Annotated in this window: 28 protein-coding genes; 20 read left to right on the forward strand and 8 right to left on the reverse strand. The window is 68.0% G+C overall.

Annotated features, from left to right (window positions below; all coding sequences use genetic code 11):
• Positions 1 to 9: 9 nt before the first annotated feature.
• Positions 10 to 1,839, reverse strand: coding sequence for an ABC transporter ATP-binding protein (locus ASC79_RS09120; protein WP_082531998.1), 1,830 nt, complete (start codon positions 1,837 to 1,839; stop codon positions 10 to 12).
• A gap of 230 nt (positions 1,840 to 2,069) precedes the next feature.
• Between ASC79_RS09120 and ASC79_RS09125 the strand changes: the two genes are divergently transcribed.
• From ASC79_RS09125 to ASC79_RS09135, 3 genes are read left to right on the forward strand one after another with little or no spacing between them, the layout of a single operon-like run.
• Positions 2,070 to 3,515, forward strand: a complete 1,446-nt coding sequence (locus ASC79_RS09125; protein WP_235528773.1) for an MFS transporter — start codon at positions 2,070 to 2,072, stop codon at positions 3,513 to 3,515.
• Between the two features lie 37 nt (positions 3,516 to 3,552).
• On the forward strand, positions 3,553 to 4,884 hold the full coding sequence (gene pabB / locus ASC79_RS09130; RefSeq protein WP_056023274.1) for an aminodeoxychorismate synthase, component I: 1,332 nt from the start codon (positions 3,553 to 3,555) through the stop codon (positions 4,882 to 4,884).
• A complete protein-coding gene (locus ASC79_RS09135; RefSeq protein WP_056023271.1) occupies positions 4,881 to 5,645 on the forward strand; it encodes an aminotransferase class IV in 765 nt (254 codons plus the stop codon). The genes pabB and ASC79_RS09135 overlap by 4 nt, the downstream gene beginning before the upstream one ends.
• On the opposite strand, the gene ASC79_RS09140 is transcribed toward ASC79_RS09135, so the two are convergent.
• The 3 genes from ASC79_RS09140 to ASC79_RS09150 are packed head-to-tail and all read right to left on the reverse strand — an operon-like array spanning position 5,635 to position 7,228.
• Positions 5,635 to 6,156 (reverse strand): TadE/TadG family type IV pilus assembly protein, encoded by a 522-nt coding sequence (locus ASC79_RS09140; protein ID WP_056023268.1) that lies wholly within the window; start codon positions 6,154 to 6,156, stop codon positions 5,635 to 5,637. The two genes, ASC79_RS09135 and ASC79_RS09140, sit on opposite strands and share 11 nt — an antisense overlap.
• Entirely contained in the window at positions 6,150 to 6,770 is a 621-nt protein-coding gene (locus ASC79_RS09145; RefSeq protein ID WP_082532000.1) for a TadE/TadG family type IV pilus assembly protein, read from the reverse strand. Before ASC79_RS09145 ends, ASC79_RS09140 begins: the two co-directional genes overlap by 7 nt.
• Before the next feature lie 56 nt (positions 6,771 to 6,826).
• Positions 6,827 to 7,228, reverse strand: coding sequence for a pilus assembly protein N-terminal domain-containing protein (locus ASC79_RS09150; RefSeq protein WP_056023258.1), 402 nt, complete (start codon positions 7,226 to 7,228; stop codon positions 6,827 to 6,829).
• A 304-nt stretch (positions 7,229 to 7,532) separates the two neighbouring features.
• On the opposite strand from ASC79_RS09150, the gene ASC79_RS09155 reads away from it, so the two are divergent.
• The 11 genes from ASC79_RS09155 to ASC79_RS09200 all read left to right on the forward strand — a co-directional run bounded on the left by ASC79_RS09155 (position 7,533) and on the right by ASC79_RS09200 (position 16,957).
• Positions 7,533 to 7,721, forward strand: a complete 189-nt coding sequence (locus ASC79_RS09155; RefSeq protein ID WP_056023256.1) for a Flp family type IVb pilin — start codon at positions 7,533 to 7,535, stop codon at positions 7,719 to 7,721.
• Positions 7,722 to 7,803: 82 nt separating this feature from the next.
• Complete coding sequence (locus tag ASC79_RS20745; RefSeq protein WP_082532001.1) at positions 7,804 to 7,980, forward strand: Flp family type IVb pilin; 177 nt, start codon at positions 7,804 to 7,806, stop codon at positions 7,978 to 7,980.
• A gap of 121 nt (positions 7,981 to 8,101) precedes the next feature.
• Positions 8,102 to 8,617, forward strand: a complete 516-nt coding sequence (locus ASC79_RS09160) for a prepilin peptidase (protein WP_156378431.1) — start codon at positions 8,102 to 8,104, stop codon at positions 8,615 to 8,617.
• 140 nt (positions 8,618 to 8,757) lie between these two features.
• Positions 8,758 to 9,627 (forward strand): Flp pilus assembly protein CpaB, encoded by an 870-nt coding sequence (cpaB, locus tag ASC79_RS09165; RefSeq protein WP_056023252.1) that lies wholly within the window; start codon positions 8,758 to 8,760, stop codon positions 9,625 to 9,627.
• Positions 9,624 to 11,081, forward strand: coding sequence for a type II and III secretion system protein family protein (locus ASC79_RS09170; protein WP_056023249.1), 1,458 nt, complete (start codon positions 9,624 to 9,626; stop codon positions 11,079 to 11,081). Before cpaB ends, ASC79_RS09170 begins: the two co-directional genes overlap by 4 nt.
• Positions 11,078 to 11,761, forward strand: coding sequence for a CpaD family pilus assembly lipoprotein (locus ASC79_RS09175; protein WP_082532002.1), 684 nt, complete (start codon positions 11,078 to 11,080; stop codon positions 11,759 to 11,761). The genes ASC79_RS09170 and ASC79_RS09175 overlap by 4 nt, the downstream gene beginning before the upstream one ends.
• Complete coding sequence (locus tag ASC79_RS09180; protein WP_056023243.1) at positions 11,761 to 13,218, forward strand: CpaE family protein; 1,458 nt, start codon at positions 11,761 to 11,763, stop codon at positions 13,216 to 13,218. Before ASC79_RS09175 ends, ASC79_RS09180 begins: the two co-directional genes overlap by 1 nt.
• Positions 13,219 to 14,745: a CpaF family protein gene (locus ASC79_RS09185; RefSeq protein ID WP_056023240.1), complete on the forward strand. Its 1,527-nt coding sequence runs from the start codon at positions 13,219 to 13,221 to the stop codon at positions 14,743 to 14,745. It abuts the gene before it with no gap.
• A gap of 6 nt (positions 14,746 to 14,751) precedes the next feature.
• On the forward strand, positions 14,752 to 15,729 hold the full coding sequence (locus ASC79_RS09190; protein WP_056023714.1) for a type II secretion system F family protein: 978 nt from the start codon (positions 14,752 to 14,754) through the stop codon (positions 15,727 to 15,729).
• Between the two features lie 6 nt (positions 15,730 to 15,735).
• The gene (locus tag ASC79_RS09195; protein ID WP_056023237.1) at positions 15,736 to 16,722 is read left to right on the forward strand and encodes a type II secretion system F family protein; all 987 of its coding nucleotides are present in this window, start codon (positions 15,736 to 15,738) and stop codon (positions 16,720 to 16,722) included.
• Between the two features lie 49 nt (positions 16,723 to 16,771).
• Positions 16,772 to 16,957, forward strand: a complete 186-nt coding sequence (locus ASC79_RS09200) for an oxidoreductase-like domain-containing protein (protein WP_056023234.1) — start codon at positions 16,772 to 16,774, stop codon at positions 16,955 to 16,957.
• A 21-nt stretch (positions 16,958 to 16,978) separates the two neighbouring features.
• On the opposite strand, the gene ASC79_RS09205 is transcribed toward ASC79_RS09200, so the two are convergent.
• Entirely contained in the window at positions 16,979 to 17,554 is a 576-nt protein-coding gene (locus tag ASC79_RS09205; protein ID WP_056023231.1) for a TetR/AcrR family transcriptional regulator, read from the reverse strand.
• A gap of 105 nt (positions 17,555 to 17,659) precedes the next feature.
• On the opposite strand from ASC79_RS09205, the gene ASC79_RS09210 reads away from it, so the two are divergent.
• Positions 17,660 to 18,394, forward strand: coding sequence for an SDR family NAD(P)-dependent oxidoreductase (locus ASC79_RS09210; protein ID WP_200937098.1), 735 nt, complete (start codon positions 17,660 to 17,662; stop codon positions 18,392 to 18,394).
• Positions 18,395 to 18,478: 84 nt separating this feature from the next.
• Here ASC79_RS09210 and ASC79_RS09215 read toward each other — a convergent pair whose 3' ends face one another.
• Positions 18,479 to 18,952 carry a GatB/YqeY domain-containing protein gene (locus ASC79_RS09215; RefSeq protein ID WP_056023228.1) on the reverse strand — a complete coding sequence of 158 codons (474 nt, stop codon included), beginning with the start codon at positions 18,950 to 18,952 and terminating at the stop codon, positions 18,479 to 18,481.
• 292 nt (positions 18,953 to 19,244) lie between these two features.
• Here ASC79_RS09215 and ASC79_RS09220 point away from each other — a divergent pair, with 292 nt between their 5' ends.
• From ASC79_RS09220 to ASC79_RS09230, 3 genes are all read left to right on the forward strand, one after another.
• A complete protein-coding gene (locus ASC79_RS09220; RefSeq protein WP_056023225.1) occupies positions 19,245 to 19,763 on the forward strand; it encodes an RNA polymerase sigma factor in 519 nt (172 codons plus the stop codon).
• On the forward strand, positions 19,760 to 20,317 hold the full coding sequence (locus tag ASC79_RS09225; protein WP_056023222.1) for a hypothetical protein: 558 nt from the start codon (positions 19,760 to 19,762) through the stop codon (positions 20,315 to 20,317). The genes ASC79_RS09220 and ASC79_RS09225 overlap by 4 nt, the downstream gene beginning before the upstream one ends.
• Positions 20,318 to 21,266: 949 nt before the next feature.
• The gene (locus ASC79_RS09230) at positions 21,267 to 22,037 is read left to right on the forward strand and encodes an EAL domain-containing protein (RefSeq protein ID WP_056023219.1); all 771 of its coding nucleotides are present in this window, start codon (positions 21,267 to 21,269) and stop codon (positions 22,035 to 22,037) included.
• Between the two features lie 357 nt (positions 22,038 to 22,394).
• Here ASC79_RS09230 and ASC79_RS09235 read toward each other — a convergent pair whose 3' ends face one another.
• Positions 22,395 to 23,222 carry a TauD/TfdA family dioxygenase gene (locus ASC79_RS09235; RefSeq protein WP_056023217.1) on the reverse strand — a complete coding sequence of 276 codons (828 nt, stop codon included), beginning with the start codon at positions 23,220 to 23,222 and terminating at the stop codon, positions 22,395 to 22,397.
• 82 nt (positions 23,223 to 23,304) lie between these two features.
• Here ASC79_RS09235 and ASC79_RS09240 point away from each other — a divergent pair, with 82 nt between their 5' ends.
• Positions 23,305 to 23,985 carry a Crp/Fnr family transcriptional regulator gene (locus ASC79_RS09240; protein ID WP_056023214.1) on the forward strand — a complete coding sequence of 227 codons (681 nt, stop codon included), beginning with the start codon at positions 23,305 to 23,307 and terminating at the stop codon, positions 23,983 to 23,985.
• On the opposite strand, the gene ASC79_RS09245 is transcribed toward ASC79_RS09240, so the two are convergent.
• The gene (locus ASC79_RS09245) at positions 23,982 to 24,875 is read right to left on the reverse strand and encodes an NAD(P)/FAD-dependent oxidoreductase (protein ID WP_056023211.1); all 894 of its coding nucleotides are present in this window, start codon (positions 24,873 to 24,875) and stop codon (positions 23,982 to 23,984) included. The genes ASC79_RS09240 and ASC79_RS09245 overlap by 4 nt on opposite strands.
• A gap of 102 nt (positions 24,876 to 24,977) precedes the next feature.
• Between ASC79_RS09245 and ASC79_RS09250 the strand changes: the two genes are divergently transcribed.
• Positions 24,978 to 25,415 carry an Rrf2 family transcriptional regulator gene (locus tag ASC79_RS09250; RefSeq protein WP_056023208.1) on the forward strand — a complete coding sequence of 146 codons (438 nt, stop codon included), beginning with the start codon at positions 24,978 to 24,980 and terminating at the stop codon, positions 25,413 to 25,415.
• Positions 25,416 to 25,469 lie beyond the last annotated feature (54 nt).

Raw genomic sequence — 25,469 nt, forward strand, 5'->3', positions numbered from 1 at the left:
CGAGAATCCCTAGATGCTGGCCTGCATCCGGTAGAGCCGCTCATAGGCTCCGCCGGAGGCGATCAGCTCCTCGTGGCTTCCCTGCTCGGCCACGCCCTGGTCGGTCAGCACCAGGATGCGGTCGGCGTTCCGGACCGTCGACAGCCGGTGGGCGATGACCAGGGTCGTGCGGTTTCTGGCCAGATCGCCCAGCGCCAGTTGCACGGCCTTTTCGCTCTCGTTGTCGAGCGCGCTGGTCGCTTCGTCGAAGATCAGGATCGGAGCGTCCTTCAGAAACGCGCGGGCGATGGTCAGCCGCTGCTTCTGCCCGCCCGACAGCTTCACGCCGCGCTGGCCGATGTCGGTGTCGTAGCCCTTCGGCAATGCGCTGATGAAGTCGTGCGCGTTGGCCCGCCGGGCGGCCTCGATCACCTCCTCGTCGCTGGCGTCCGGCCGCCCGTAGCGCAGGTTCTCCGCCACGCTGCCGGCGAACAGATAGACGTCCTGCTGCACCACCGCGACGTTGCGGCGGAGCGAGCTGAGCGTCAGGTCGCGCACGTCGATCCCATCCACCAGCACCGCCCCCGCGCTCGGCTCGTAGAACCGCGGGATCAGCGAGCAGAGCGTCGTCTTGCCGACCCCTGACGTGCCCACCAGCGCCACGAACTCGCCGGGTTGGACGTCGAGCGAGACCTGACCCAGCACGTGCGGGCCGTCCTCCTCGTAGCGGAAGCTGACATTCCGGAACGCGACGGCGCCCCGCGGCCGATCCAGCACGATCGCACCGGGCCGGTCGGGGACCTCGGGCTGGGTCTCCAGGATCTCCATCATCCGCGTGAACCCCGTATAGCCCTGCTGCCAGAGCCGCACGAAGTTCGCCAGCCGCTGCACGGGGTCGATCAGCACCGCCACGCACAGCAGGAAGGTCAGCATGTCGGCGACGCTCAACTGCGCCTGATGCACGCGGATCGCCCCCGCCACGATGACCACCACGGTGATCAGCTGGGCGAAGGTGGTGGTCCCGACCGAGAAGTAGGCCTCGCTCTTGTAGCCGGCCCGCCGCGTGTCGAGGAACTTCAGGTTCTCCGCCTCGAAGCGCCGGTTCTCGACATCCTCGTTGGCGAAGGACTTCACCACCCGGATGCCGGCCAGCGAGTCCTCGACCCGTTCGTTGATCGCTCCGATTTGCCGCTTGGATTGCGTCAGGGCCAGGTTCATCCGGCCATTGAAGTGCAGGGCGTACATCACCGCGAACGGTACGATCGCCACGATCATCAGGGTCAGCGGCACGTCGAGATAGGCTAGGATCGCGATCGCCCCGACGAACTTCAGCACCGCGATCGCGAGGTCTTCGGGACCGTGGTGATAGAGCTCGCCCAGGGCGAACAGGTCGTTGGTGATCCGGCTCATCAGCTGCCCGACCCGCTGCTGGTCGTAGAACCGGAAGGGCAGGGTCTGGCAGTGCTCGAATAGCTCCTTGCGCAGGGCGCTCTCCATCTTCGCGCCCATCATGTGGCCCTGGTAGTCGACGAACAGCGTCGCCAGGACCTGCACCGCCAGCAGACCCAGCATGATCCCGCCGATGGCGTAGATCTGGTTCAGCACCGCGGGCGTATCGCCCGCCGCGCCGAGCTGTCGGGTCACATAGTTGGCGCACAGCGGCAGGAACAGCGCCGTCGCTGAGACGAGCACCGCGCAGGCCAGATCCGCCAGGAGCAGCGGAATGTGCGGCCGATAGTAGGAAACGAATTTCAGCGCCCGGGCGCGAGCCCTGGCGTCGACCGTCCGCGACGGCCGTTGGGTGAGGGGGTTATGCGGCGCGTCTGCTTGCGCCAGCGCCCCCGGAGTTCGTGATTGCATGAACCGTCATGTCCTGTTGCGAGGATTTTCCTTTCTGGCTGGACACGAACGTTCTCATTTCACTCTCCCTGCGCCGGACGTCGGCGACGCGCGGACTATGCCGCCGCCGCCGCGCATGGGCAACCGGCGTTATCTTTCGGGCATACGGCTTTTTCGATTCCCAAGCCTGCGCCGGGGCGTAACGTGCCGGCCAAGCCCGCCGTCATGAGCGGGCGCCCGGGAGGCGGCCTTTGAGCACAGTTGAAGCCAGCGGGGCGGGCGCGGTCGCCGACGTGCCGATCGACGCCGAGATCATGGGCGACGGCCGCCTGAACCGCGGCGGGGTCGCCTGGTCGCTGTTCGAAGGCGCCCGCAACCCGTACGTCATCCTGATCACCATCTACATCTTCATGCCCTACGTCGCCGGCGTGATGGTCGGCGATCCGGTGCGCGGCCAGGAGGTGATCTCCCAGTGGAGCCAGTACGCCGGCTGGGCGGTGATGCTCACCGCGCCGCTGCTCGGCGCCTCCATCGACCAGCTCGGCCCGCGCAAGGGCTGGCTGGCCCTGATCGTCGGCCTGATGGTTCCGATGATCCTCGCGCTGTGGTGGGCCAAGCCGGACCAGAGCGGACTGACCATCACCATGGTCATGCTGCTGACCACCGCCATCGGCCTGTTGTTCGCGTTCAGCGAGGTGCTGCACAATTCGCTGCTGGTTCGCGCCGCCGGGCTGAACGCCGCGCACAAGGCCTCCGGCCTGGCGCTGGCGCTCGGCAACTTCACCTCGGTGGTGGCGCTGGGCTTCACCGCCTGGGCCTTTGCGCTGCCGGGCAAGGTCGATTGGGCCTGGGTGCCGAAGACGCCGTTGTTCGGCCTCGACCCGGCCAGCCATGAGCCCGAGCGCGTGGTCGCCCTGCTGGCCGCCGGCATCTTCGCGCTCGGCGCCCTGCCGCTCTTCCTGTTCACGCCCGACGCGCCGAAGACCGGCATTCCGATGCTGAGCGCGTTCCGCAACGGCGCGGTCCAGCTGGTGCGGATGGTCGCCACCGTGCGCCGCTACAAGGATGCGGCGATCTACCTGGTCAGCCGGATGTTCTACGTCGACGGCATGAACGCCATCCTCATCTACGCCGGGCTCTACGCCATCGGGGTGATGAAATGGGGCGCGCTGGAGATGCTGATGTACGGCATCGTGCTCTCGATCCTGGCGGTGTTCGGCGGCTTCGTCGGTCGCTGGCTGGACGCCGGCCTTGGCCCCAAGGGCGCGGTGCGGGTCGAGATCTTCATGTCGCTGCTCGGCATCATCGCCATGCTCGGCATGGCGCCCGACCGCATCCTCTATTTCTGGGCCTTCGACGCGGCCGCCCATCCGCCGATGTGGGACGGGCCGGTGTTCCGCACCCTGCCGGAGTGGATATTCATCCTGATCGGCTTCTCCAACGCCGTGTTCATCACCGCCCAGTACGCCTCCAGCCGCACCATGCTGACGCGGATCACGCCGCCCGATCAGACCGGCGCCTTCTTCGGGGTCTACGCGCTCTCAGGCGTCGCCACCGGCTGGCTGGGCCCGATGATGGTCAACTGGGGCACCAAGGCGACCCACAGCCAGCAGGGCGGCTTCGCCATGGTCACCATCCTGCTGGCCATCGGCTTCGTCGGCCTGCTGTTCGTGCGTGGAGGCGGCCGCCGCATCTGACTTCCCCTGCCGCGGCGCTGGGTCTAAGGCCGGCAGCATGCACTGCGTCGCCCAGCTTTCCGCCCCGTGGCGCGAACCGGCGGAGGTCCTCTCGGCCTTCGCAGGCGAGCCCTGGGCCGTGGGCCTCGTCTCGGGCGGCGCGCGCTGGTCCTATCTGGCCCGCGATCCGGAGGCGACGCTGATCCTGCGCGCCGTCGACGCCCGCGATCCCTTCGACGCCCTGGCCGTTCTGCTAGGTCCCGCCGCGCCCGCCGCGGAGGACGGCCCCCCGTTCCAGGGCGGCGTCGTCGGCCTGGCGGCCTACGAACTCGCCGACCGTGTCGAGTCGCTCGGCCTGCCGCGCCAGGACGCCTGGCCCGACCTCGCCGCGGCCCGCTACTTGGCCATTCTCGCCTTCGACCATCAGGCCCGCATGGTGGTCGCGGTCGGACGCGGCTCGGACCTGCAGCAGGCCGAGGCCCGCGCCAACGCCGCGCTCGCCTGGCTGGACGCTGCGCCCGTCGCGCCGCGGCAGGAAGTTTTGGCCGGCCCGCTGCAGCCCAGCGATCCCGACGCCTACGAAGCCGCCGTCGCCCAGGTGGTCGACCGCATCCGCGCTGGAGAGATCTTTCAGGCCAACATCGCGCGCGCCTGGACCGGCGCCCTCGCGCCCGGCGCGCAGCCCTTCGACCTCTTCGCGCGCTTGCTGGCTCAGAGCGCCGCGCCCTTCGCCGCCTATCTGCGCCTGCCGGGCCTGGCCCTGGTCTCCAACTCACCCGAGCGCTTCCTCAAGGTCCGCGAGGGCCAGGTCGAGACCCAGCCGATCAAGGGCACGCGACCGCGCGGCGGTGACCCTGCCGCCGACGCCGCACTCGCCGCCGAGCTGCTGGCCAGCGACAAGGACCGGGCCGAGAACCTGATGATCGTCGACCTGATGCGCAACGACCTGGCCCGCGTCTGTGCGGCCGGCAGCGTCAGGGTCCCCAGCCTCTGGGCGCTGGAGAGCTTCGCCAACGTCCACCACCTGGTCTCGACCGTCACCGGCCGCCTGGCCGAGGGGCAGGGCGCGCTCGACCTGCTGCGCGCGGCGTTCCCGCCTGGCTCCATCACCGGCGCGCCCAAGGTCCAGGCCATGAAGGTCATCGCCGCCCTGGAGACCCCGCGCGGTCCCTATTGCGGCTCGCTGTTCTGGGCCGGCTTCGACGGCGCGCTCGATTCCAGCGTGCTGATCCGCACCGCCGCCTGCACCGAGACCGCCGGCGGCTGGGCGGTGGAGGCGAGGGCGGGCGCCGGCATCGTCGAGGCCAGCGAGCCCGTCGCCGAGCGTCTCGAGACCGAAGCCAAGATCGCCGCCCTGGTTCGCGCCCTGACGCAGGAGCCCTGCCCATGATCCCTCTCGACGACCGCGGCCTGCTGCTCGGCGACGGCCTGTTCGAAACTCTGCTGGCGGTGGACGGCGTGCTGGCCGCGCCGGGCCCGCACCTCGATCGCATGGGCGCGGGCTGCGCGACGCTCGGCCTGCCGCCGCTCGACCGCGATGAGGCCGTACGGCTGATGGGCGAGGCCCTGGGGCGGCTCGACGCCCCCCGCGCGGCGGTGCGCCTCACCCTGACCGCCGGGTCCGGCGGGCGCGGTCTCGACCGCCCCGATGCGCCGCAGGCGCGGATGTTCGCCACCGCCGCCCCCGCGCCGCGCCCGCGCGAGCCGGCCGACCTGATCAGCAGCACCGTGCGCCGCAACGACCTCTCGCCGGCCTCGCGGCTGAAGACGCTCTCCTATCTCGACAACGTCCTGGCGCGGGCCGAGGCGCAGGGCTCGGGTGTCGACGAGGCGCTGATGCTCAACACCCGCGGCGACGTCGCCTGCGCGGCGGCGGCCAATGTCTTCTGGTTATGGGGCGGGCGGCTCTACACGCCCAGCCTGGCCTGCGGTGCCCTGGCCGGAACCATGCGCGCGCGGGTGATCGAGGCAGCCAAGGCGATGGGGATCGAGGTCGTGGAAACCCGCTCCGGCGTCGCCGAGCTGGCGCGGGCGGAGGCGGCGTTCCTGACCAACAGCCTGATCGGCGTGCGGGCGGTCCGTTCGCTCGACGGGTTCGCCTGGGAACCCTCGCCGCTGGTCGAACGCCTGGCCGCCGCCGTCAGGGGTTGATCAGCTGGATCAGCACGCCGGCGCGGGGCGCCAGGTCCATCTTGTGTCGGAAGGTGAAGGCGCCGGGCATCATCTGCTGGAAAGGCGTGCGGAACGTATAGAGCGTCTCGGCGCGCAGCACGGCGCCGTTGGGCGTACGCATGCTGGTCGCCACGGTGCCGACGTTGGTGACCGGAATCGTGCCGCTGGCGCGGGTCCAGCGCGAAACCGGGGTGCCGCTGGCGTTGATCTCGATGCTGGTCACGCGGATGGCCAGTCCGTCGACCGGGAACGGCTTCATGATCGCTTCGCTGGCGTTGAAGATGTTGTCGACATCGGCGGCGGACACCTGCGCCTGCTGGGTGACCAGATCCCCGACAGCGGTGGTGAGGGCGCTGGCCCGGCGGTTTGCCAGCAGCGCCTGGGTCGCCTCGACCATGCCGTAGTAGAGCATCAGTACGATCGGAGCGATGAAGGCGAACTCGACGGCGGCCGAGCCGCGGCGGTCGCGGAGCATGTCTCGCGTCAGCATGAGGTGTTGTTCCCTAGGCGAGGGAGCGCGGGGTTGAACGGCTCGTTGCGGAACAACCGGGTCGAGCTGATCATCCGGCCGCCGCTGAAGTTCTGGAACACCGGCCGCAGCAGCGGCGTGACGATCGGCCATTTGAAGTAGGTCGTGACCACCACGATGTCTTCGGGATTGCCGGCGCACCAGTTGGTGACCTGCGGATCAAAGGTGTTCGGGTCACGTTCGGGCAGCGCGCTTGCGGCGGCGAAGTTCGCGAAGGTCCGGCTTTCCACGAACAGCGGGCTGGGATCGGGCTCGCCCGGCGCCGGCGCATCCAGCGTGCACATGGGTTCCAGCCAGCTCATGTTGACGCAGACCAGTTGGCGGAAGCCCTGCTGGCTGACGGGGGCCCCGCTGGACCCGGCCTGGAACACGCCGGTGCGGATGTTGCGGGCGGCGAAGTCGGTGGCCGTGTCCAGGGTCGCTGACACCAGCAGGATCATCGCCAGCTCGAGCACGCCGAACATCAGCATCATCAACGGAATGCTGATCAGGGCGAACTCCACCGCCGTCGCGCCGCGGCGCGAACGTACGAAGCGCCGTATCCAGGCGCGAAGTCGGGTTGCAGAGCGCGTCATGGCGTCTCCAGGGAGCTTAGCCGCTGGAGAGTAGCGAAGTCTGGCTAACTGGAGGTTTAAGGCTTGGCTGAATCGCCGCCGCCGGCGTCCTTGTCGCCGCCGGCCCGTTCGCAGCCGCCGGCGCAGGCATACTCCGACACGCGCGGACCCCGGATCACCGACACGCGACCGGCCGCCGGCGCGGAGACCACGATCTGGCGCTCCAGCACCGTGCGGCCCAGCTGGTCGATGATGATCAGGTTGGTGACGCCATAGCCGCGGCCGCTGACCACCGCCTTGCCGGCGTCCAGCACCGCCACGTCGGCGATGGCCGGATTGCCGATCAGCACGTCGCGGGCGCCCCGGGGCAGTGCCAGCGGCGTGCTCTGATCGATCGGCACCACCAGCGCCGGCGCGGCCTGCGCAGCGCCGGCCAGGGCCGTCAGGGCGAGCGTCAAGGTTAGGATCGGGCGGCGCATGGGCGGTTCCGAGTGAAAGCTTCGAGCCGAGAGTCGATTGGAATGGTCAATAAAGCCTGAACATTCCAGCCCTCGCGTGCGCGAGAATCATTATGTCAAAACGCGAAAATCGCCCGATTTCGGCGTCTTGGTTAATTGATATTTACAGTAAACGCAAGTAAACCATAGGTAAAAGTTTGTTTAGTCATGACTGTTTACTGGCAATTAAGCCAAGCTTGCGAAAGTCATCCTGCGTTTCGGGGCGAGCAGACCAAAAAGGTTTGATGCCTCAACAGTCTGCTCGCTAAACAAAAGGAGATCGAGCATGTCGAAGTTCGTTTCGCGTTTCATGAACGACGAGTCCGGCGCCACCGCCATCGAATACGGCCTGATCGCGGCGCTCATCGCCGTCGCTCTGGTCACCGCCATGGGCTTCCTGGGTGAAGGCCTGGAGAACGCCTTCAAAGGCATCCAGGGCACCCTGGAAGGCGAGACCCCGCCCGCGGCTCCGTAAGACGAGCTGGCGTATTGGATCGCGGCGGCGCAAGCCGCCGCGATCTCGTCATTTGGGATACGGTCTGCCGGGAGGGCTTCAGATGAACAATCTTCTCAAGCGGTTCTGCGCTCAGCAGTCAGGCGCCACTGCGGTTGAGTATGCGCTCATTGCGGCGCTGATCACCGTCGTCCTGGTCGCCGCGATCGGGCCGCTCTCTGTAGCCTTGACGGAGACCTTCGAAGAGGTCGCAAACGCGATCCCTCAGACGGTCCCCTGACCTGACCTGAATGAAATGAAAAAAGGGCCGCTGCGAAGCGGCCCTTTTTCTTTCAATCATCGATTCACAGCTCTCGCGCACATTGGGGCCGAACAAAAGTTCTCGGACCGATCCAGAAATGATCCCTCTTCTTCAGGCCGCCATCCTGCTCGTCTTTCCGGTGCTGGTGATCATCGGCGCCCTGCGCGACCTGACCAGCTTCACCATTCCCAACTGGATCTCGCTCGCCCTGATCGCGGCTTTCGTGCCGGCGGCGCTGCTGCTGGGCCTCAGCCCCGGCGCCATGGGCCTCCATCTGCTGGTCGGCGTCGCGGCGCTGGTCGCGGGCATGGCGATGTTCGCCTTGCGCTGGATCGGCGGCGGCGACGCCAAGCTGTTTGCGACGGCGGCGCTGTGGCTCGGCGCGCCGGCCGCTCTTACCTATGTCATGATGACGGGCCTGGCGGGCGGCGCGCTGGCCCTGGCGCTGATCAGCCTGCGCTCGCCGATTCTGCGTCCCTACGTGCTCACCGGCCCGGGCTGGTTCAGCCGCCTGGCCGATCCGGACGAGGCCGTTCCCTACGGCGTGGCCATCGCCGCCGGGGCGCTGCTGGCCTTTCCCTCGTCGGCGCTCCTGCAGGCCTGGCCTGGTTTCTAAACGTAGCTTTAGGCCGCGTTAACTATGCGACCGGCAATTAGACCCAACCGGTAAAACGCCGGTCGACCGAATCGCGTGCGCCCGCGGACTGCAGGCGCGCTCGCCTGTCACCGGCTTGCGCGGAGCCTCGAGCACCGACCATGGGTCCTGTCCGTATCGTCATCCTGGCCGTCGCCGCGATCGCCGCCATAGGGCTGGCCTTCATCGTGCGCGGCATGGTGACCCCCAAGCGGCCGGACGCGGCCGCCGCCGCTCCGCCGCCCCGGCCTGTCGTCCAGGTGCTGGTCGCCAAGCGCGACCTGCCCATCGGCACCCGCCTGACTCCCGCCGACCTTGGCTGGCAGCCCTGGCCGGCCGATGCGCTCAACCCCTCTTTCGTCACCGACGGCGGCGCGCCGGCCCTGCCGGCCCAGATGCCTGACAAGGCGGTCCAGAAAGCCGCCCGCGTGGCCAACGATCTCGTCATGCCCCAGGGCGCGATGCAGGCATTCGAGGGCGCGATCGTCAAGGAAGCTGTCGCCCTCGGCGAACCGGTGGTGGCCCGCAAGGTCGTCCGCGCCGGCCAGAGCGGCTTCATGGCCGTGGTGCTGCAGCCGGGCATGCGCGCCATGGCCATTCCCATCAACGCCGAGACCGCCGCCGGCGGCTTCATCCTGCCGGGCGACCGCGTCGATGTCCTGCAAAGCCGCCAGGACTCGAACGGCAACGGCAACGCCAAGGCGATGATCACCGAAGTGCTGATGCGCAACGTGCGCGTCCTGGCCATCGACCAGAACATCGAGCCCGCCAAGGACTCCAAGACCATCGTCGGCGGCGTCGCCACCCTCGAAATCCCCGCCGCCGACGTCGAGGTCATGGCCCGCGGCAAGTCTCAGGGCGAAATGCAGCTCGCCCTTCGCTCATACGCCGATATCGGCGGCGCGCCCGGGCGCGGCGTCGCCAGCAGGGCTTCGGCGCAAGGCGTGCGCGTCTTCCGCGCCGGACAGGTCACCGAGGTCGCCAACCCATGACGCCGCGTCGTTTCCTCATCGCGCTCGCCGCGCTGGCCTCTGTTGCGGCGCCGATCGCCGCCTCAGCCCAGGTCTCGGAAGCCGCCGCTCCGGCCCTGGTCGCCGGCATGGCGGCGCAGTCGGCGGTGGTGCGGGTCAACCTGACCGGCGGCTCCGCCTCCCAGGCGCTGAACCTGCCGACCGGCAAGTCGGCGATCATCGAGCTGCCCGTCGACGTCCGCGACGTGCTGGTGACCAATCCGGGCGTCGCCGACGCCATGCTGCGCTCGCCGCGGCGGATCTTCATTCTGGGGCTCAAGAGCGGCACCACCGATGCGGTGTTCTTTGACGCCGCCGGCCGCCGCATCCTGTCGCTCGACATCCGCGTCGATCAGGACCCCAGCGCGGTCGCCCAGACCATCAACCGCGTCGTGCCGGGCGCCCGCGTCCAGGTTGACGCCATGAACGAGAGCCTGATCCTCTCGGGCCAGGTGGCGAACCTCGCCGACGCCGACAAGGCGCTCCAGATCGCCCGCGCCGCGGTCGCCAAGCCCGAGCTGGTGATCAACATGCTGGCGGTCGCCGGCAAGGATCAGGTGATGCTCAAGGTGCGCATCGTCGAGATGCAGCGCAACGTCGTCAAACAGCTGGGCTTCAACCTCAACGCCGTGCTCGGCGAACTCGGCAACACGCAGTTCCTGCTCGGCACCACTGCGAGCTTCGCGATCAACGGCACCCTGCTGGGCGGCGGCAGCGCCCAGGTGCGCGAGCTCGGCGGTACGTATCAGGGCGACGCCACCCTTCGCGCCTTCGAGCGCGTCGGCCTGGTGCGCACCCTGGCCGAGCCGACCCTCAGCGCCGTCTCCGGCGAGTCGGCCAAGTTCCTCGCCGGCGGCGAATTCCCGATCCCGGTCGCCCAGGACAAGGACGGCGGCGTCACCGTTGAGTTCAAGCCCTTCGGCGTCGGCCTTGGCTTCACCCCGGTGGTGCTGTCTTCGGGCAGGATCGCGCTGAAGATGTCGACCGAGGTTTCCGAACTGACCAGCCAGGGCGCCTTCTCGCTCAGCACACCCGGCGCCAGCGCCGCCTTCACCATTCCGGCCCTGACCGTGCGCCGGGCCGAGACCGCCGTCGAACTGCCTTCCGGCGGTTCGATGATGATCGCCGGCCTGTTGCAGGAAAAGACCAAGCAGAACATCGACAGCCTGCCGGGCATGACCACCCTGCCGGTGCTCGGGACCCTGTTCCGCTCGCGCGACTACCTGGCCGGCGAGACCGAACTGGTCATCCTTGTGACGCCGTACATCGTCGACGCGGTCAATCCGGACCGGCTGCAGACCCCGGCCGACGGCCTGCGCATCGCCGGCGATCCGTCGACCGTGCTGATGGGCTCGCTGATCCGGGCTTTCAACGCCAATCCCCAGGCGCAATCGGGGCGCAGCTATCAGGGGCCGCACGGCTACGTGATCGAATGAGCGCACTTCGCCTTTCCGTCCTGTTGTTCGCCACGGCCGCGCTCGGCGCCTGCGCGAGCACGCCGACATACGGTCCCGAACTGTCGCGGGCCGAGACCGCCCGCACCCCGACCGAGCTCTGGGCCGCCGAGGTCCGGCCGCAGGCGCAGGAGATCTATCTCGCCGTCCACGCGCAGGGGCTGTCGGCCACGCAGTCCGACGCCCTGGCCGTCTTCGTCGGCGAATGGCAGGCCGGCGGGCGCGGTCCCGTCACGCTGCGCGCGCCGGTCGGCGGGCCCGATGCGGCGATGGTCTCGCGTTCCACCGAGAGCGCCCGCGTCGCGCTGGCCGCCTACGGCGCCCAGGTTCGCGTCGAGGGATACGAGGCCAAGGGCGACGCTCGCGCGCCGCTGATCGTTGCGCGCGAGCAGTACACCGTCTCGCTCCCGACCTGCGGGCTGCAATGGGAGAACATCTCCCGCAGCGCCAGCAACAACGTGCAGTCGCAGTTCGGCTGCGCAGTGAGCGCCAACTTCGCCGCCCAGGTCGCCAATCCGGCCGATCTTCTCGGTCCGGCAGCCATCGATCCCATCGACGCAAGCAGGCGCGACGTGGTGCTCGGGAAATATCGCAAGGGTGAGAACACCGCGACGGCGCGCGACAGCCAGGCGGCCGGGGCCGTGTCACAGGTGGTCAAGTAATGAAGCCCCAGCAGGGTCACGATCCGTTCGATCTAGACTTCGACGCCGACGACGAGTTCGCCCCGCCGCAGGCCGAGCCTTGGCGCGAGGCGCCGCCCGCCGCCGCCGCCGATCCCTTCGCCGACCTGCCGCCGGTGCGCGAGCCGCGCTTCGAGATCGACGCTGAAGACGACTACGCCGTCGCCGCGCTGCCGCCGGCGCCCGAAAGCCCGGTGGCCAATCCCGTGCACGACATGATCGCCGGGGCCGAGGCCGCCTTCGGCGAGGCCAGCCTGCCGCGCATCAACGTCCACATCTACTGCATCCACCCTGAGACCGCCGAGTTCGCCGAAGTGGCGGCCGCCGATCGCCGGATGGAACGCGGCGTCGTCGCGATCCGCATGGGCGGCCTGGCCGCCGCGGTCGAGGCCTATCAGAACCAGGCCACGCCCTCGCTGGTGATGGTCGAGAGCAACGACCCCGCGCCGGTGCTGCTGAACCTGCTCGACCGCCTGGCCGAGGTCTGCGACCCGGGCACCAAGGTCGTGGTCATCGGCTCGGCCAACGATATCGCCCTCTATCGCGAGCTGATGCGCCGCGGGGTGTCGGAGTACCTGGTCCCGCCGCTGAGCCCGATGCTGTTGGTGCGCACCGCCACCGGGCTCTACGCTGACCCGTCGGCGCCGTTCATCGGCCGCCAGATCGCCTTCTGCGGCGCCAAGGGCGGGGCGGGGGTCTCGACCATCGCCCACAACGTCGCCCACTCGATTACCGAGCGGCTGCAGACCGGCGCCGTGCTGGTCGACCTGGACCTGCCGTTCGGCACCGCCGGCCTCGACTTCCACCAGGATCCGCTGCAGGGCGTCGCCGACGCGCTCAGCCAGCCGGACCGCCTCGACCCGGTGCTGATGGACCGGATGATGGCGCGCTGCTCCGAGCGGCTGTCGCTGTTCGCCGCCCCCGCCACCCTGGACACCGACTACGACATCTCGGCCGAGGCGTTCGAGGAGGTCACCCAGAAGATCCGCGGCGCCGCGCCGTTCGTGGTGCTCGACCTGCCGCACGTCTGGACCGCCTGGAAGCGCAAGATCCTGCTGTCCTCCGACGACCTGGTGATCGTCGCGACGCCTGACCTCGCCTCGCTGCGCAACGCCAAGAACATCGTCGACCTCGTGCGGCGCGCCCGGCCCAACGACGCCCCGCCGCGCCTGGTGCTGAACCAGGTCGGCGTTCCCGGCCGTCCGGAGATCCCGGTCAAGGACTTCGGCGAGGCGCTCGACCTTACCCCGACGCTGTGCCTGCCCTTCGACGCCAAGCTGTTCGGCCAGGCCGCCAACAACGGCCAGATGATCAGCGAGGTCGGCCCCAAGTCGCGCGCCGCCGAAGGTCTCGACCAGCTGGCCCAGCAGATCGCCCGCCGCGAGCCGCCGCAGGTCCAGAAGGCCTCGCTGCTCTCCAGCCTGTTCAAGAAGAAGTAGATGTTCGGCAAGCGTCCCACAGACGGCGGGTCGCAGGCGCCGCGCCAGGCGCCGCCGCCGCCCGCCGAAGGTCCGGCGATCGCCACGCGTCCGCAACGCATCGAGCCGACCGCCGCGCCCATCGCTCCGGTCCAGACGCCGCCGCCGGCCGAACGCGCCGCCAAGCCGGCCGCCGGCCCCAAGCCGACGCTGGGCTTCGAGCAGCTGCGCGCCGCCCAGGGTCCCGCGCCCACGACCCAGGTCGTGCGCGAGCAGAGCGACTACTATCACGCCACCAAGACCACGATCTTCAACGCCCTGATCAACACGATCGACCTGGCGCAGCTGGCCCAGCTCGACTCCAAGCAGGCCGCCGAGGAGATCCGCGACATCGTCGCCGAACTGGTGGCGATCAAGAACGTCTCGATGTCGGTGGCCGAGCAGGACACCCTCGTCCAGGACATCATCAACGACGTCCTCGGCTATGGCCCGCTGGAGCCGCTGCTGGCCCGCGACGACATCGCCGACGTAATGGTCAACGGCGCCGGCCGGGTGTTCATCGAAGTCGCCGGCAAGGTCCAGCTGACCAATGTCCGCTTCCGCGACAACGCCCAGCTGATGAACATCTGCCAGCGGATCGTCAGCCAGGTCGGCCGCCGCGTCGACGAAAGCTCGCCGATCTGCGACGCCCGCCTGCCCGACGGCAGCCGCGTCAACGTCATCGCCCCGCCCTTGGCGCTGGATGGTCCGACCCTGACCATCCGGAAGTTCAAGAAGGACAAGCTGACCATGAAGAACCTGGTGGAGTACGCCTCCATCAGCCCGGAAGGGGCGCGGGTTCTCGGGGTCATCGGCGCCTGCCGATGCAACCTGGTCATCTCCGGCGGCACCGGCTCGGGCAAGACCACCTTGCTCAACACCCTGACCGCCTTCATCGACCCCTCCGAGCGCGTCATCACCTGCGAGGACGCCGCCGAGCTGCAGCTCCAGCAGCCGCACGTGGTCCGTCTGGAAACCCGCCCGCCCAACCTCGAGGGCCAGGGCCAGATCACCATGCGCGACCTGGTCAAGAACTGCCTGCGGATGCGTCCCGAGCGGATCATCGTCGGCGAAGTCCGCGGCCCCGAAGCCTTCGACCTGCTGCAGGCGATGAACACCGGCCACGACGGCTCCATGGGCACGCTGCACGCCAACAGCCCGCGCGAGGCGATCAGCCGGATGGAATCGATGATCACCATGGGCGGCTACGGCCTGCCCTCGCGGACCATCCGCGAGATGATCGTCGGCTCGGTCGACGTGATCATCCAGGCCGCCCGCCTGCGCGACGGCTCGCGCCGCATCACCCACATCACCGAGGTGGTGGGCCTGGAAGGCGACGTGATCATCACCCAGGACCTGTTCGTCTACGAGATCACCGGCGACGACGCCGACGGCAAGGTGCTGGGCCGCCACCGCTCGACCGGCATCGCCCGCCCGCGCTTCTGGGATCGCGCCCGCTACTACGGCCTGGAGCGCGAGCTCGCCGAAGCGCTCGACGCGTCGGAATAGCTCATGCTGATGACCCTGCTCATCGCGGTCCTCGGCTTCATCGCCATCGCCGGCGTGGGCTTCGCCCTGGCCGGCCCGTCCTCGGCCGACGCCAAGACGCTCAAGCGCGCCCACGCGATCGTCGGCGGCGACGAGGTGCGCGAGGTCGGGCGCCGCCGCCCCGCCGCCACCGCGCAGGAACAGCGCCGCAAGCAGATCCTCAAGACCCTCAAGGACCAGGACCGCGAGCAGAAGAAGGCGCTGCTCAGCATCTCCGCAAAGCTGCGCCAGGCGGGCCTTGGCATGAAGGTCAGCTCCTTCTGGATGCTCAGCGGCGGCCTGGCCCTGATCGTGCTCATCGTCGCCTGGGTCGTGACCCGCACGCCGCTGGCCGCGGTGGGCCTGGCCTTCGCCGCCGGCCTCGGCCTGCCGCGCTGGGTGGTCGGCGCCATGGCCACCGCGCGGATCAAGAAGTTCACCGAGGCCTTCCCCGACGCCATGGACATCATCGTCCGGGGCATCAAGTCGGGCCTGCCCGTTCACGACAGCCTGCGCGTCATCGCCCGCGAAACGCCCGAGCCGCTGGCCGGCCAGTTCGGCCGCCTGGTCGACAACATCGGCATGGGCATGACCATCGATCAGGCCCTCGACAAGATGCACGCCGAGATGCCGACGCCCGAGGTGCGGTTCTTCGCCATCGTGCTGGCCATCCAGGCCAAGACCGGCGGCAACCTGGCCGAGGCGCTCGGCAACCTCTCCACCGTCATCCGCTCGCGAAAGCTGATGCGCGAGAAGGTCAAGGCGCTGTCGGCCGAGGCGGTGGCCTCCGCGGCCATCATCGGCTGTCTGCCGCCGGGCGTCGCGGTGCTGATCTTCATCACCGCGCCCGACTATATGGGCCCGCTGTTCACCGACCCGCGCGGCCGCGTGATGCTGATGATCGGCGCCTTCTGGATGTCGCTTGGCGTCATGTCGATGCGCAAGATGATCAATTTCAGGCTCTGAGGGCTCATGGTCGCGGCGCTCACCAATCCGGCCAATCTGCTCGCGGTCTTCGTCGCCGTGATCTGCTTTGCGACCATCATCACCATCGCCATGCCGATGATGGACCGCCGCACCCTCGAGGCGCGGCTGAAGTCCGTCTCGACCCGCCGCGAGGAGCTGCGCCGCAAGTCGCGTGAGGCCCTGGCCGTCCGCGGCGGCCAGAGCTCCCTGCGCCACGTCGACGAAGGGCTCTACAAGAAGGTCGTCGAGCGGCTTCAGCTCTCGCGCCTTCTGGAGGATCCCCAGGTGGTGGACAAGCTGGCCCAGGCCGGCTTCCGCGGCCCGCGCCCAATCTCCACCTTCTACTTCTTCCGGTTCATCCTGCCCTTCGTGTTCTTCATCGTGGTCGGGGCCTACCTGTTCCTGGTCAACGATTTCGGCCTGCCGCCGATGACCCGCTTCTTCTTCGCGGTCGTGGGCCTGACCGCCGGCTACTACGCGCCCAACGTGTTCATCAGCAACGTCGCCACCAAGCGCCGCGACTCGATCATCGGCGCCTGGCCCGACGCGCTGGACCTGCTGCTGATCTGCGTCGAAAGCGGCATGTCCATCGAGGCGGCGATCCAGAAGGTCAGCCAGGAAATCGGCGGCAACTCCATCGAGCTGGCCGAAGAGCTGACCCTGCTGACGGCCGAGATCTCCTACCTGCCCGAACGGCGCATGGCCTATGAGGGCCTCGCCCGCCGGACCAACCATCCCGGCATCAAGTCGGTGATGACCGCGATGATCCAGGCCGAGCGCTACGGCACGCCGCTGGGCGCGGCCCTGCGGGTCATGGCCAAGGAAAACCGCGAGATGCGCATCGCCGCGGCCGAGAAGAAGGCCGCCCAGCTCCCGGCGAAGCTGACGATCCCGATGATCGTCTTCTTTCTGCCGGTGCTGTTCATCGTCATCCTCGGCCCCGCCGCCCTCAAGGTCCGCGACCTGATGGCCGCCAGCGCTGCGGGCGGGTAGGGCGCAGCCGGGCCTGTTCATCCCCCGGCAAGGCCGCTAGACCATCGCCGTGAGCCCGGCCTCGATCCCTCCGCCGCCCACCCGTCCGCACGAAGACGAATGCTGCCGGCGCGGCTGCGACCCCTGCATCTTCGACTACTACGAGCGCGCCCTCGACCGCTGGACGGATCGGGTGCGCAACATGGGCGCCGACCCCGAGGCCATTCTCAAGGAACGCGCGGCGTCCGCGCTTTAGCGGCTCGGCCGCCCGCGCGCCTCACTCGGCCGCAAGCCCGCAGAGCACCAGGCGCGCACTCCGCCTCACCTGGTCGTCTCCGCCTCGGGCCGAGATCTTGAGGCCGGATTTCAGGGTCAACAGCATTCTGGCGACCTCGTCGGCGTCGAGAGTCGCCTTGAGCTCGCCGCTGGCCATGCCGTCGCGGACGCGGTTGGCGAGCATCGCCGCAATCTGCGCTCCGGCGCGGTCGCTCATCGCGTTGACCTCCGGGTCCGAGCGGCCGAACTCTGCGATCGAGCCCACCCCCAGACACCCCGTCTCCAGGTCCGCTCCGGTCCCAAGGTCGATCATGAGCGCGGCTTCCAACGCGGCCAGCGCTGTGTCTTCGTGGTCCATCGCCGCCTGCATCCGCGACCGCGAGACCTCGGAGTAGCGCTCCAGGGCCTCAAGGAACAGTCGACGCTTGTCTCCAAACGCCCCGTAGAGGCTTTGCCGCGCGATACCCATCCCCTCAAGCAGGTCGCTCAGCGAGGCGGCCGAAAAGCCGTGACGCGCAAAGACACGGATCGCGGCCCCCAGGGCTTGGTCACGGTCGAATTCGGCAGGGCGTCCCATCCCGCCACTATCCGGGTTTCAGACCAATCAGTCAATATTATTCTTGACCAATCGATCCGCTATCGACATCCATTATGGACCATACAGTCAAAAATGGAGTTTCCGATGACGATCTCACCATCCACCACCCCGGCCTTGGTCTTCGGCGGATCAAGGGGCATGGGCGCGGCCATCGTGCGCCGCCTCGCGGCCGACGGTCGCCCCGTCACCTTCACCTACGCTCAGGCGCATGAGAGGGCCGCCGCCCTGGTCCTTGAGATTGAGCAAGCCGGCGGCGCCGCGCTCGCCATTGCGGCCGACAGCGCCGATAGCGACGCGATCAAAACCGCCGTGGAGACCGCCGCAGCCCGTTTCGGAACCTTGGGCGCCTTGGTCGTCAACGCTGGGGTGTTGAAGAACGGGACAATCGACCAGTTCAGCCTGGAGGACTTCGACGAAATGGTCGCGGTCAACGTCCGCGGCGTCTTCGCCGCCATCCATTACGCCGCGCCTCACCTGCTCGACGGCGCGCGGATCGTGACGATCGGCAGCAACACCGCCGACCACGTCGGTGGGCCAGGATCCAGCGTCTACGCCATGACGAAAGCCGCCGTGGCTCAGCTGGTGCGCGCGGCCTCACGCGACTTCGCGCCCCGCGCCATCACCATCAACAACGTCCAGCCTGGCCCGATCGAAACGGACATGACGGCCGACCTGATGGACTTCATCCGACCGCGCCTGCCGTTGGGCCGCATCGGACGGCCGGACGAGATCGCAGGACTGGTGTCCTGGCTGACCGGGCCGGACGCCGGATACATGACCGGCGCCAGCCTGACCATCGACGGCGGATGGACCGCCTGACCTGGAATGCGGCCTGCCCCTGCGGCGGGCCGCTTTGCGGGCGACGGGGAGGGCTTAGCTCCTGACCGCCGCGGCGCCCGCCATTTAACCCCTGGCCAACGCGCTGGCGGCCTTGCCGTCATACTGGCCGCCGAAGCTGGTCTTCAGGTGGGCCATGATGGTCCCGACGTTGGCGTCGGGGTTCTTGGCCCGGAAATCGTTGATGGCCTCGCGCAGCTCCGCTTCCGTCATCTGCTTTGGGCCATACGAGGAAAGGATCGCCAGTTCGGTTTCAGCGGCCTTGGCGCGCTGGTCGACTTTCGACGCATCGCTACCGGCTTCGATCAGGCGCGCGCGCTCGCTCGCGAGGTTCTCCAGCGTCAGTTTCGTATTCTTGAGGAACTTCGCGACGGTTGCGGCGACCTTTTCATCAGTGACTTCCGTCACGCCGCGCTTGAACTCTTCGGTCGTGATCTGCGTCGCTTCGCCGATCAGTGTGGTCAGCAGGTCAGCCTTCAGACGGTCGTTCAACTTACGTGCCGCGAGTTGGTCAGCTTTGAGCGCGTCAAGCAAAGCCATGTCGCCGTCCTTTCAATTCACTCTGTTCGGCAGCTCTGTAGGAGGGAAGGATACCCCCGTTCAAGGGCGGTCGCGCCGTAGGGCCACCGTAGCAGGCCCCCAGCAATATCCATGTCCGCATTGCGTCAGCCATGCGCCACCTGCGGACATTGGCGGCATGGCTGAAAGCGGACTCGTTCAATGGTCCGCTAGCAGGAACGTCTCGCTCCCGTCTTGGAAGGCCGCCCACAAAAGATTTGTGAGAAGTCCGCCTTCGACCTGACTACCTCTACATCTGGGGGGCGTTGGATCGATGGCCGAAAACTCGAAGCAGACGGATCAATACGGCCTTGCCTCAAAGGCGTACGGAGCCGGGCTGGCCCGCCTGTCGAAGGCCTACGAGGCCGACCCTGAACTTTGCCGCGACCTCCTGCAGGACATGCACGTGGCTCTTTGGCGTAGCCTCAGCAGCTTCGACGAACGGTGCAGCTTACGCACCTGGACCTATCGGGTGGCCCATAACGTGGGCGCCTCGCATGTCGTAAGGCAGCGTGCGCACCTCTCCCGCCTGACGACTCTGGAACATGTCGATCTGCCGGCGATCATGCCAACGCCCGAGGACGACGTGAGTGAGCAGCAGGCAAGGCAACGCCTGATGGACATCATCCACCGACTGAAGCCGCCGGACCGGCAGGTGATGCTTCTCTATCTCGAAGACTTCGAGGCGGGCGCAATTGCGGACGTCACAGGTCTTTCGCCAGGCGCAGTCGCAACACGCATCTATCGGGTGAAGGCGCTCCTGTCCGCCGCACTCTCTGGGAAGTCACAATGACTGAAGACGTGAAGGCTCTCTGGCAACAGCAACCCTCGGAAGGAGAGAACATGGACCTCGACCAACTGCGGAACATGGTTCAGGCCGAACTCGCTCGCACTCGTCGGACGAGAGGCGTGCTGGCCCTCGTTGGTCTCGTCGGCGTCGGCCTATTCGGTTACCTAGCCTATTCAGCTCCGACAAATCTGTTGCGGATCGGCGGAGGGCTTACCGTCGCCGGCTATGTGTTGTTCCTCGTCCTAGGCTGGCATCGGATGGCGCTCCCCGCGCCGGACGTTGCGGCGGCGTCTGTAGCCTTTCTGCGTCAGAGCCTCGCCCTGCGCCGCGACGCGGTCCTACGAGGATGGATCGTAATGGCCGCGCCTTTGCTGCCAGGACTGAGCGTCATCCTGGTGGGGCTCTGGATCGCTGCGGGACAGAGGTGGCCTCAGAAGCTCTGGCCCCTGGCGGCGCTTATCGTGCTGTGGCTCGTTACTTTCTTGGTCACTCAGGCGAGGGCCGCTGCGAAGGTGAATGCAGAGATTGCGGACCTTGACCGGCAATGTGAAGCCTAGAGTCTGCTGGCCACCCATTACCCAGCCGCTCGTTAGGTTTGCTCGGCGCCAGGACGAGACATAGGCGTCAGGGCGGATAGCGGAACTAGCGGAACTAGCGGATAGTCCGCTTGAGGGAGCGCGGCGCCGTCGGTATCCGACCCTTCTCAGGCGTTGGAAACGTCCGCTAACGTGCGCGCGCTGCCCCGCTGCGGACGTATGCCATGCCCCTTCGACGCGTTGTCATAGCTTCCACCGTCTCGGTCGGCCTGCTCGCCACACTAGCCGCTGGTGCTGTGGCCGCCACAACGGACCAAGCTCCAGCTTTCGTTCCTGGCAACCCCGGTGCCCCGACGCTTCCGTTCAACGAGGTTTTGGAGCCCAACTCCCGTGAGGCGTTTCGCCGTTCCGTCTGTCAAAACTGGGGCTCGTCCGACGGTCCCTCTCGTTGCCCGCCATTCTCCGAAATGCGGGTAAAGCCGATGGGAGGGACGACGTGTCGAGGACTGATCGGCGGCATCTTGGTGGAGTGGTCTGATCCAACGCCAAGACCGGTGGTGGGTGGCAACGGCCGCATCGTCCCTAGCTATGCAATTTGGGGAGCAGTGCTCGGCTCCGATCAGTTCATTGCTTATGTCCAGCCCCGCTACAGGTCGGCGTTTGGCACAATTGAGGGATGCCCGCCCCCCATCTAGATCCGCTACCAGGTCTCATACATGCCGGCGTAGCGACCGCACTGGGGAGTCCACTTTCTGGCGAAGCTGCGAGATCCGTCCCCCGCGCAGACGCTTCAGTGGTCCGGATCTTGGCCGGTGCGAGGTCGCCTAGCGTTGGTCGCGAATGCGCCAGAAGCGGAAATTGGACTCGTGCCAGCTGGCGGACGTTCAGCAGTCCTCGCGGACAGCCCGCAAGACTCCATAAACTGACCATCTCTAAGCTGAATCCGCATAGAGACTGAGGAAGCGGGACCATGACGACGGGATGCGAGGGCTGCCGCGACGGAACCGGATTTGAACAACCGTTCTCTATGGCGTTTCAGCCCATTGTCGATGTCAACGGCCAAGCGATCTTCGCTTACGAGGCGCTGGTTCGCGGCACGGAACGGCAAGGCGCCTACTCTGTCTTGAGCCAGGTCGCCGACGGCAACCGTTACGCGTTCGACCAACAATGCCGCGTCAAGGCGATCGAGTTGGCCACCGGCCTAGGCTTGCCCCAAACTGGCGCGTCGCTTTCCATCAATTTCATGCCCAACGCGGTTTATGAGCCCAGGGCCTGCATTCGCCTGACCCTGGCCACGGCCATGCACACCGGCTTCCCCCTCAACAAGATCATCTTCGAATTCACCGAGGACGAGAAGCTCGACACCGATCATCTGCTCAACATCCTGCGAACCTATCGCGCGATGGGGTTCAAGACGGCGATCGACGATTTTGGGGCCGGCTACGCGGGTCTTGGCCTGCTCTCGAAATTCCAACCCGATATCGTCAAGCTCGACATGGAGCTGATCCGCGGCATCGACCGAGACGGGGTCAAGCAACGGATCGTCAAGTCGATGATCACCCTGCTAAGCGATTTGAATATCCAGACCATCTGCGAAGGGGTCGAGACCGCCGAGGAGCTTGGCGTTCTTCAGGACCTCGGCGCCAACCTGATCCAGGGTTACGTGCTGGCCAAGCCGATGTTCGAGGGGCTCGTTGGTTTTGACGGCCTCAGTGGCATGACGGCTCGCAAAGTCGCCTGATGGGGTGTGTCCGCTGCAACAATCACCATTCACGGAGCATCCGCACCTAGATTCCGCTCACCACCCTGCCCTGCCAATCCTTTCAAGCTGCGCCACTCGCGGACCGTGGGATCGACCGTTTCCGATACCGGGTCCGCCCCTTTCAAACACTAGGCTTTGCCAAGCTCTGGACCGAAGAAGCTAACGGCCACCTTTCAATGCAGGGCCCGCCGCTCCTGCCCCCCCGAGGGCTGTGTGGGAACTTGATGGTGACGTCGACACTAGAAGATGGCTCCGAGGCGGACCTATCAAATGACCGCAATGAGCCCAAAGCGGCCACGCCCGCCGGCGCGGAAGTTACGCCCGCCGCCCGCCGCCCTACGCCGCCAGCGGGCCGCCGGCGATGGTGATGCGGTGCATCAGCCGGTGGTGGCCCTGGTAGTCGTTCATCGCCTGGTGCCAGGTGGCGCGGTTGTCCCAGATCGCCATCGAGCCGGGCTTCCATGAGAAGCGGTGCACGAACTGCGGCTTGACCGCATGCTGGTAGAGATAGGCCAGCAGGGCGCGGCTCTCCTCGCGGTTCCAGCCCTCGAATCCCAGGGTGAAGGCGGGGTTCACGTACAGCGCCTTGCGGCCGCTGCCGGGGTGGGTGATCACCACCGGATGCACGGCGCTGGGGGTGTCGGTCTTGCCGGCCAGGTGCGCCTGGTCGGTCTTTCCGTAGACGCCGTCCGCGCCGTAGATGTGCTCGGAGGCGTGCACCGCCTTGAGGCCCGCCAGCGTCGCCTTCAGCCCGTCGGACAGCGCCTCGTAGGCGGCGTACATATCGGCGAACATCGTGTCGCCGCCGCTCGGCGGGGTCTCGATGGCCAGCAGCACCGAGCCCATGGCCGGCTCGAGGTCATAGCTGTGGTCGGTGTGCCAGCCGCCACCGATATTGGTGGTCTGGGCCTCGGTCTTCTCGACCTTTGCGATCTGCGGATACTTCTCCGAGGGCGGGAAGTAGCGGTTGACCACGATCGGCCCGATCTGCTCGGCGAAGGCGATGTGCTGCTCGGGCGTCAGGTGCTGGCCGTGCAGGAAGGCGACGCCGCGGCGATAGACGGTGTCGCGGATCAGGTCGATCTCGGCGGCGCTGGCGGTGGGCAGCGAGACATTGGCGATCTCGGCGCCGCAGCCTTCGGTTTCGCGGACGATGGCGGTCATGGTCGCCTCCCTGGCGTGGTTTCTTGGCTGGAGCCTAGGAACGCCGCTCGCAGAAGATTGTCACCCAAGTTACAGTTGTCGCATGACCGACGATCGTCAGACCGCATTGGACGTGCTGCACGCCTCCGGCTGGCTCGCGCCCTACGGCCCGGGTCTGGCCCAGGCCCTGCTGGCCGAGGGCCAGCTGGCGCGGCTGAGCGCCGGGCGCTGGGCCCAGGCCGAGGGCGATGAGGAGACCGGTCTGCTGGCGGTGATCGAGGGGGCGGTCGATCTCTATTGCCAGGCGCCCGGCGACCGTGAGGTGCGCTTCAACCAGGCCGGGCCCGGCGCCGCGCTCGGCCAGAGCGTCAGCTTCGGCGGCGGCCCGCGGATCGTCACCGCCGTCTGCGCCCAGGACAGCCTGCTGCTGCGGGTGTCCGACGCCGGGCTGGAGCGCATCGCCCGGGTGCGGCCCGAGATCTGGCGCGCGGTCGCCGGCCTCGTCTACCTGCAGCTGCGTGGGGCGGTGCGGATGGCGGCGGACGCCATCGCCCTGCCGCCGCGCCAGCGCCTGGCCTCGCGGCTGCTGACCCTGGTCCGCAGCCGCCTGGGGCCGCCTGAGCTGCGCCTCAGCCAGCAGGCGCTGGCCGAGATGGTCGGCCTCAGCCGCAAGACCGTGAACGGCCTGCTGATCGAGTTCGCGCGGGAGGGGCTGGTCGACCTCGACTATGGCGGGCTCGCCGTGCTCGACCTGCGCCGGCTGGAGCGGGTGGCGGAGAGCTAGAGCCCCAGCAGCGACTGGTGCGCCCCGACCCCGGCCATCACCCCGGCGGCGGAGGCGAGGGTGGCGTTGTGCATCTGCGTGGCCACGTCGCCGGCGGCGAACACGCCCTCGACGCTGGTGCGCTTGCGATCGTCCACGCGCACGAAGGGGCCGGTCATGCCGTCGTCGAACGCGCAGCCGAGCTGCTCGGCCAGCGGGCTCGCCGCCTGGGTCCGCGGGGCCACGAACAGGCCGGCGAGCGCGATCTCGCGGCCGTCTTCCAGCCGCGCCGCCGCCAGCTTCGGCGCCTCGCCGACCAGCTGCGCGATCGGCGTGCGCTCGACGCTCACCCCGCGCGCCGCCAGCTGCGCGGCCTGCTCGGCGTCGGGTTCGGGGCCGCCGTTCAGGAAGTAGGTGGTCGGCCCCCAGTCGCTGATCAGCAGCGCCTTGTGCGCGCCGTGGGCGTCGCCGCCCAGCACGCCCAGCGGTCCGCCGCCCAGCTCATAGCCGTGGCAGTAGGGACAGTGCAGCGCGCTCACGCCCCAGCGCTCGGCCAGGCCCGGCACGTCCGGCAGGGCGTCGCGCACCCCGGTGGCCAGGATCAGCCGCCGCGCCTCCAGCTCGCCGCCGTCGGCCAGGCCCACGCGAAAGCCGTCCTTGCCGCCCGCCGCCGACACCGCCAGCCCGTCGACGAACTCGAAGGTCGGATAGGCGCTCAGCTGCTTGAGCCCCAGGCGCATGATCGCCTCGGGCGCCGCGCCGTCCTGGCCGAAGAAGCCGTGCGAGGCGCTCGCGAAGCGGTTGCGCGGCGCGCCCGCGTCGATCACCAGCACCGAGCGCCTGGCCCGCGCCAGCTGCATCGCCGCCGACAGGCCCGCGAAATTCCCGCCCACCACGATCACGTCGTTCATCGTCCGCTCCATATGAAACTATCGAAGTTACGAATATGGGCGTGGCAACGAAATGCGCAACTGCGGTTGTTACGATTGGCTCAAGGGGGCATATGAAAGGCCATGCGCACCGACAGCCGACTTTCGCGAATGCTGCACGCCCTGATCCACATGGACCGGCTGGGCGGCAAGGCCACGTCCGAGCAGCTGGCCCAGATGCTGGCGACCAATCCGGTCGTGGTCCGCCGCACCATGGCGGGCCTGCGCCGCGACGGCCTGGTGGCCTCGGAGCCGGGCCACGGCGGCGGCTGGGCGCTGGCCCGGCCGCTGGACGCCATCACCCTGAAGGACATCTACGCGGCCCTGGACGAGCCCGAGCTCTTCGCCATCGGCCAGTCGCAGGACCACCCGGAATGCCTGGTCGAGCAGGCGGTCAACGGCGCCCTAGCCGAAACCCTCAGCCAGGCCCGCGACCTGATCGCCGCGCGGTTCGCGGCCGTCACGCTCGGGGATCTCTCCCGCGATTTCGACGACCGCTTCGCCGCGGGCAGGGGGGCGTGACAGCTTCAAGTGGACACCGGTTGAAGCGGCCGTCACGCCCCAAAATAGAAGATC

It is taken from the genome of Phenylobacterium sp. Root1290 (genome assembly GCF_001425305.1).
In the GTDB taxonomy this organism is placed as follows: Bacteria; Pseudomonadota; Alphaproteobacteria; order Caulobacterales; family Caulobacteraceae; genus Phenylobacterium.

What these genes read in the sequence shown, in the direction of transcription:
- ASC79_RS09220 (WP_056023225.1), top strand. Translation starts at nt 19,245, where the DNA reads ATGGCCGAAAACTCGAAGCAGACGGATCAATACGGCCTTGCCTCAAAG.
- ASC79_RS09170 (WP_056023249.1), top strand. Translation starts at nt 9,624, where the DNA reads ATGACGCCGCGTCGTTTCCTCATCGCGCTCGCCGCGCTGGCCTCTGTT.
- ASC79_RS09215 (WP_056023228.1), bottom strand. Translation starts at nt 18,952, where the DNA reads ATGGCTTTGCTTGACGCGCTCAAAGCTGACCAACTCGCGGCACGTAAG.
- ASC79_RS09180 (WP_056023243.1), top strand. Translation starts at nt 11,761, where the DNA reads ATGAAGCCCCAGCAGGGTCACGATCCGTTCGATCTAGACTTCGACGCC.
- ASC79_RS09135 (WP_056023271.1), top strand. Translation starts at nt 4,881, where the DNA reads ATGATCCCTCTCGACGACCGCGGCCTGCTGCTCGGCGACGGCCTGTTC.
- pabB (WP_056023274.1), top strand. Translation starts at nt 3,553, where the DNA reads ATGCACTGCGTCGCCCAGCTTTCCGCCCCGTGGCGCGAACCGGCGGAG.
- ASC79_RS09245 (WP_056023211.1), bottom strand. Translation starts at nt 24,875, where the DNA reads ATGAACGACGTGATCGTGGTGGGCGGGAATTTCGCGGGCCTGTCGGCG.
- ASC79_RS09225 (WP_056023222.1), top strand. Translation starts at nt 19,760, where the DNA reads ATGACTGAAGACGTGAAGGCTCTCTGGCAACAGCAACCCTCGGAAGGA.
- ASC79_RS09195 (WP_056023237.1), top strand. Translation starts at nt 15,736, where the DNA reads ATGGTCGCGGCGCTCACCAATCCGGCCAATCTGCTCGCGGTCTTCGTC.
- ASC79_RS09250 (WP_056023208.1), top strand. Translation starts at nt 24,978, where the DNA reads ATGCGCACCGACAGCCGACTTTCGCGAATGCTGCACGCCCTGATCCAC.
- cpaB (WP_056023252.1), top strand. Translation starts at nt 8,758, where the DNA reads ATGGGTCCTGTCCGTATCGTCATCCTGGCCGTCGCCGCGATCGCCGCC.
- ASC79_RS09240 (WP_056023214.1), top strand. Translation starts at nt 23,305, where the DNA reads ATGACCGACGATCGTCAGACCGCATTGGACGTGCTGCACGCCTCCGGC.
- ASC79_RS09145 (WP_082532000.1), bottom strand. Translation starts at nt 6,770, where the DNA reads ATGACGCGCTCTGCAACCCGACTTCGCGCCTGGATACGGCGCTTCGTA.
- ASC79_RS09235 (WP_056023217.1), bottom strand. Translation starts at nt 23,222, where the DNA reads ATGACCGCCATCGTCCGCGAAACCGAAGGCTGCGGCGCCGAGATCGCC.
- ASC79_RS20745 (WP_082532001.1), top strand. Translation starts at nt 7,804, where the DNA reads ATGAACAATCTTCTCAAGCGGTTCTGCGCTCAGCAGTCAGGCGCCACT.
- ASC79_RS09155 (WP_056023256.1), top strand. Translation starts at nt 7,533, where the DNA reads ATGTCGAAGTTCGTTTCGCGTTTCATGAACGACGAGTCCGGCGCCACC.
- ASC79_RS09185 (WP_056023240.1), top strand. Translation starts at nt 13,219, where the DNA reads ATGTTCGGCAAGCGTCCCACAGACGGCGGGTCGCAGGCGCCGCGCCAG.
- ASC79_RS09140 (WP_056023268.1), bottom strand. Translation starts at nt 6,156, where the DNA reads ATGCTGACGCGAGACATGCTCCGCGACCGCCGCGGCTCGGCCGCCGTC.
- ASC79_RS09120 (WP_082531998.1), bottom strand. Translation starts at nt 1,839, where the DNA reads ATGCAATCACGAACTCCGGGGGCGCTGGCGCAAGCAGACGCGCCGCAT.
- ASC79_RS09230 (WP_056023219.1), top strand. Translation starts at nt 21,267, where the DNA reads ATGACGACGGGATGCGAGGGCTGCCGCGACGGAACCGGATTTGAACAA.
- ASC79_RS09210 (WP_200937098.1), top strand. Translation starts at nt 17,660, where the DNA reads ATGACGATCTCACCATCCACCACCCCGGCCTTGGTCTTCGGCGGATCA.
- ASC79_RS09205 (WP_056023231.1), bottom strand. Translation starts at nt 17,554, where the DNA reads ATGGGACGCCCTGCCGAATTCGACCGTGACCAAGCCCTGGGGGCCGCG.
- ASC79_RS09175 (WP_082532002.1), top strand. Translation starts at nt 11,078, where the DNA reads ATGAGCGCACTTCGCCTTTCCGTCCTGTTGTTCGCCACGGCCGCGCTC.
- ASC79_RS09150 (WP_056023258.1), bottom strand. Translation starts at nt 7,228, where the DNA reads ATGCGCCGCCCGATCCTAACCTTGACGCTCGCCCTGACGGCCCTGGCC.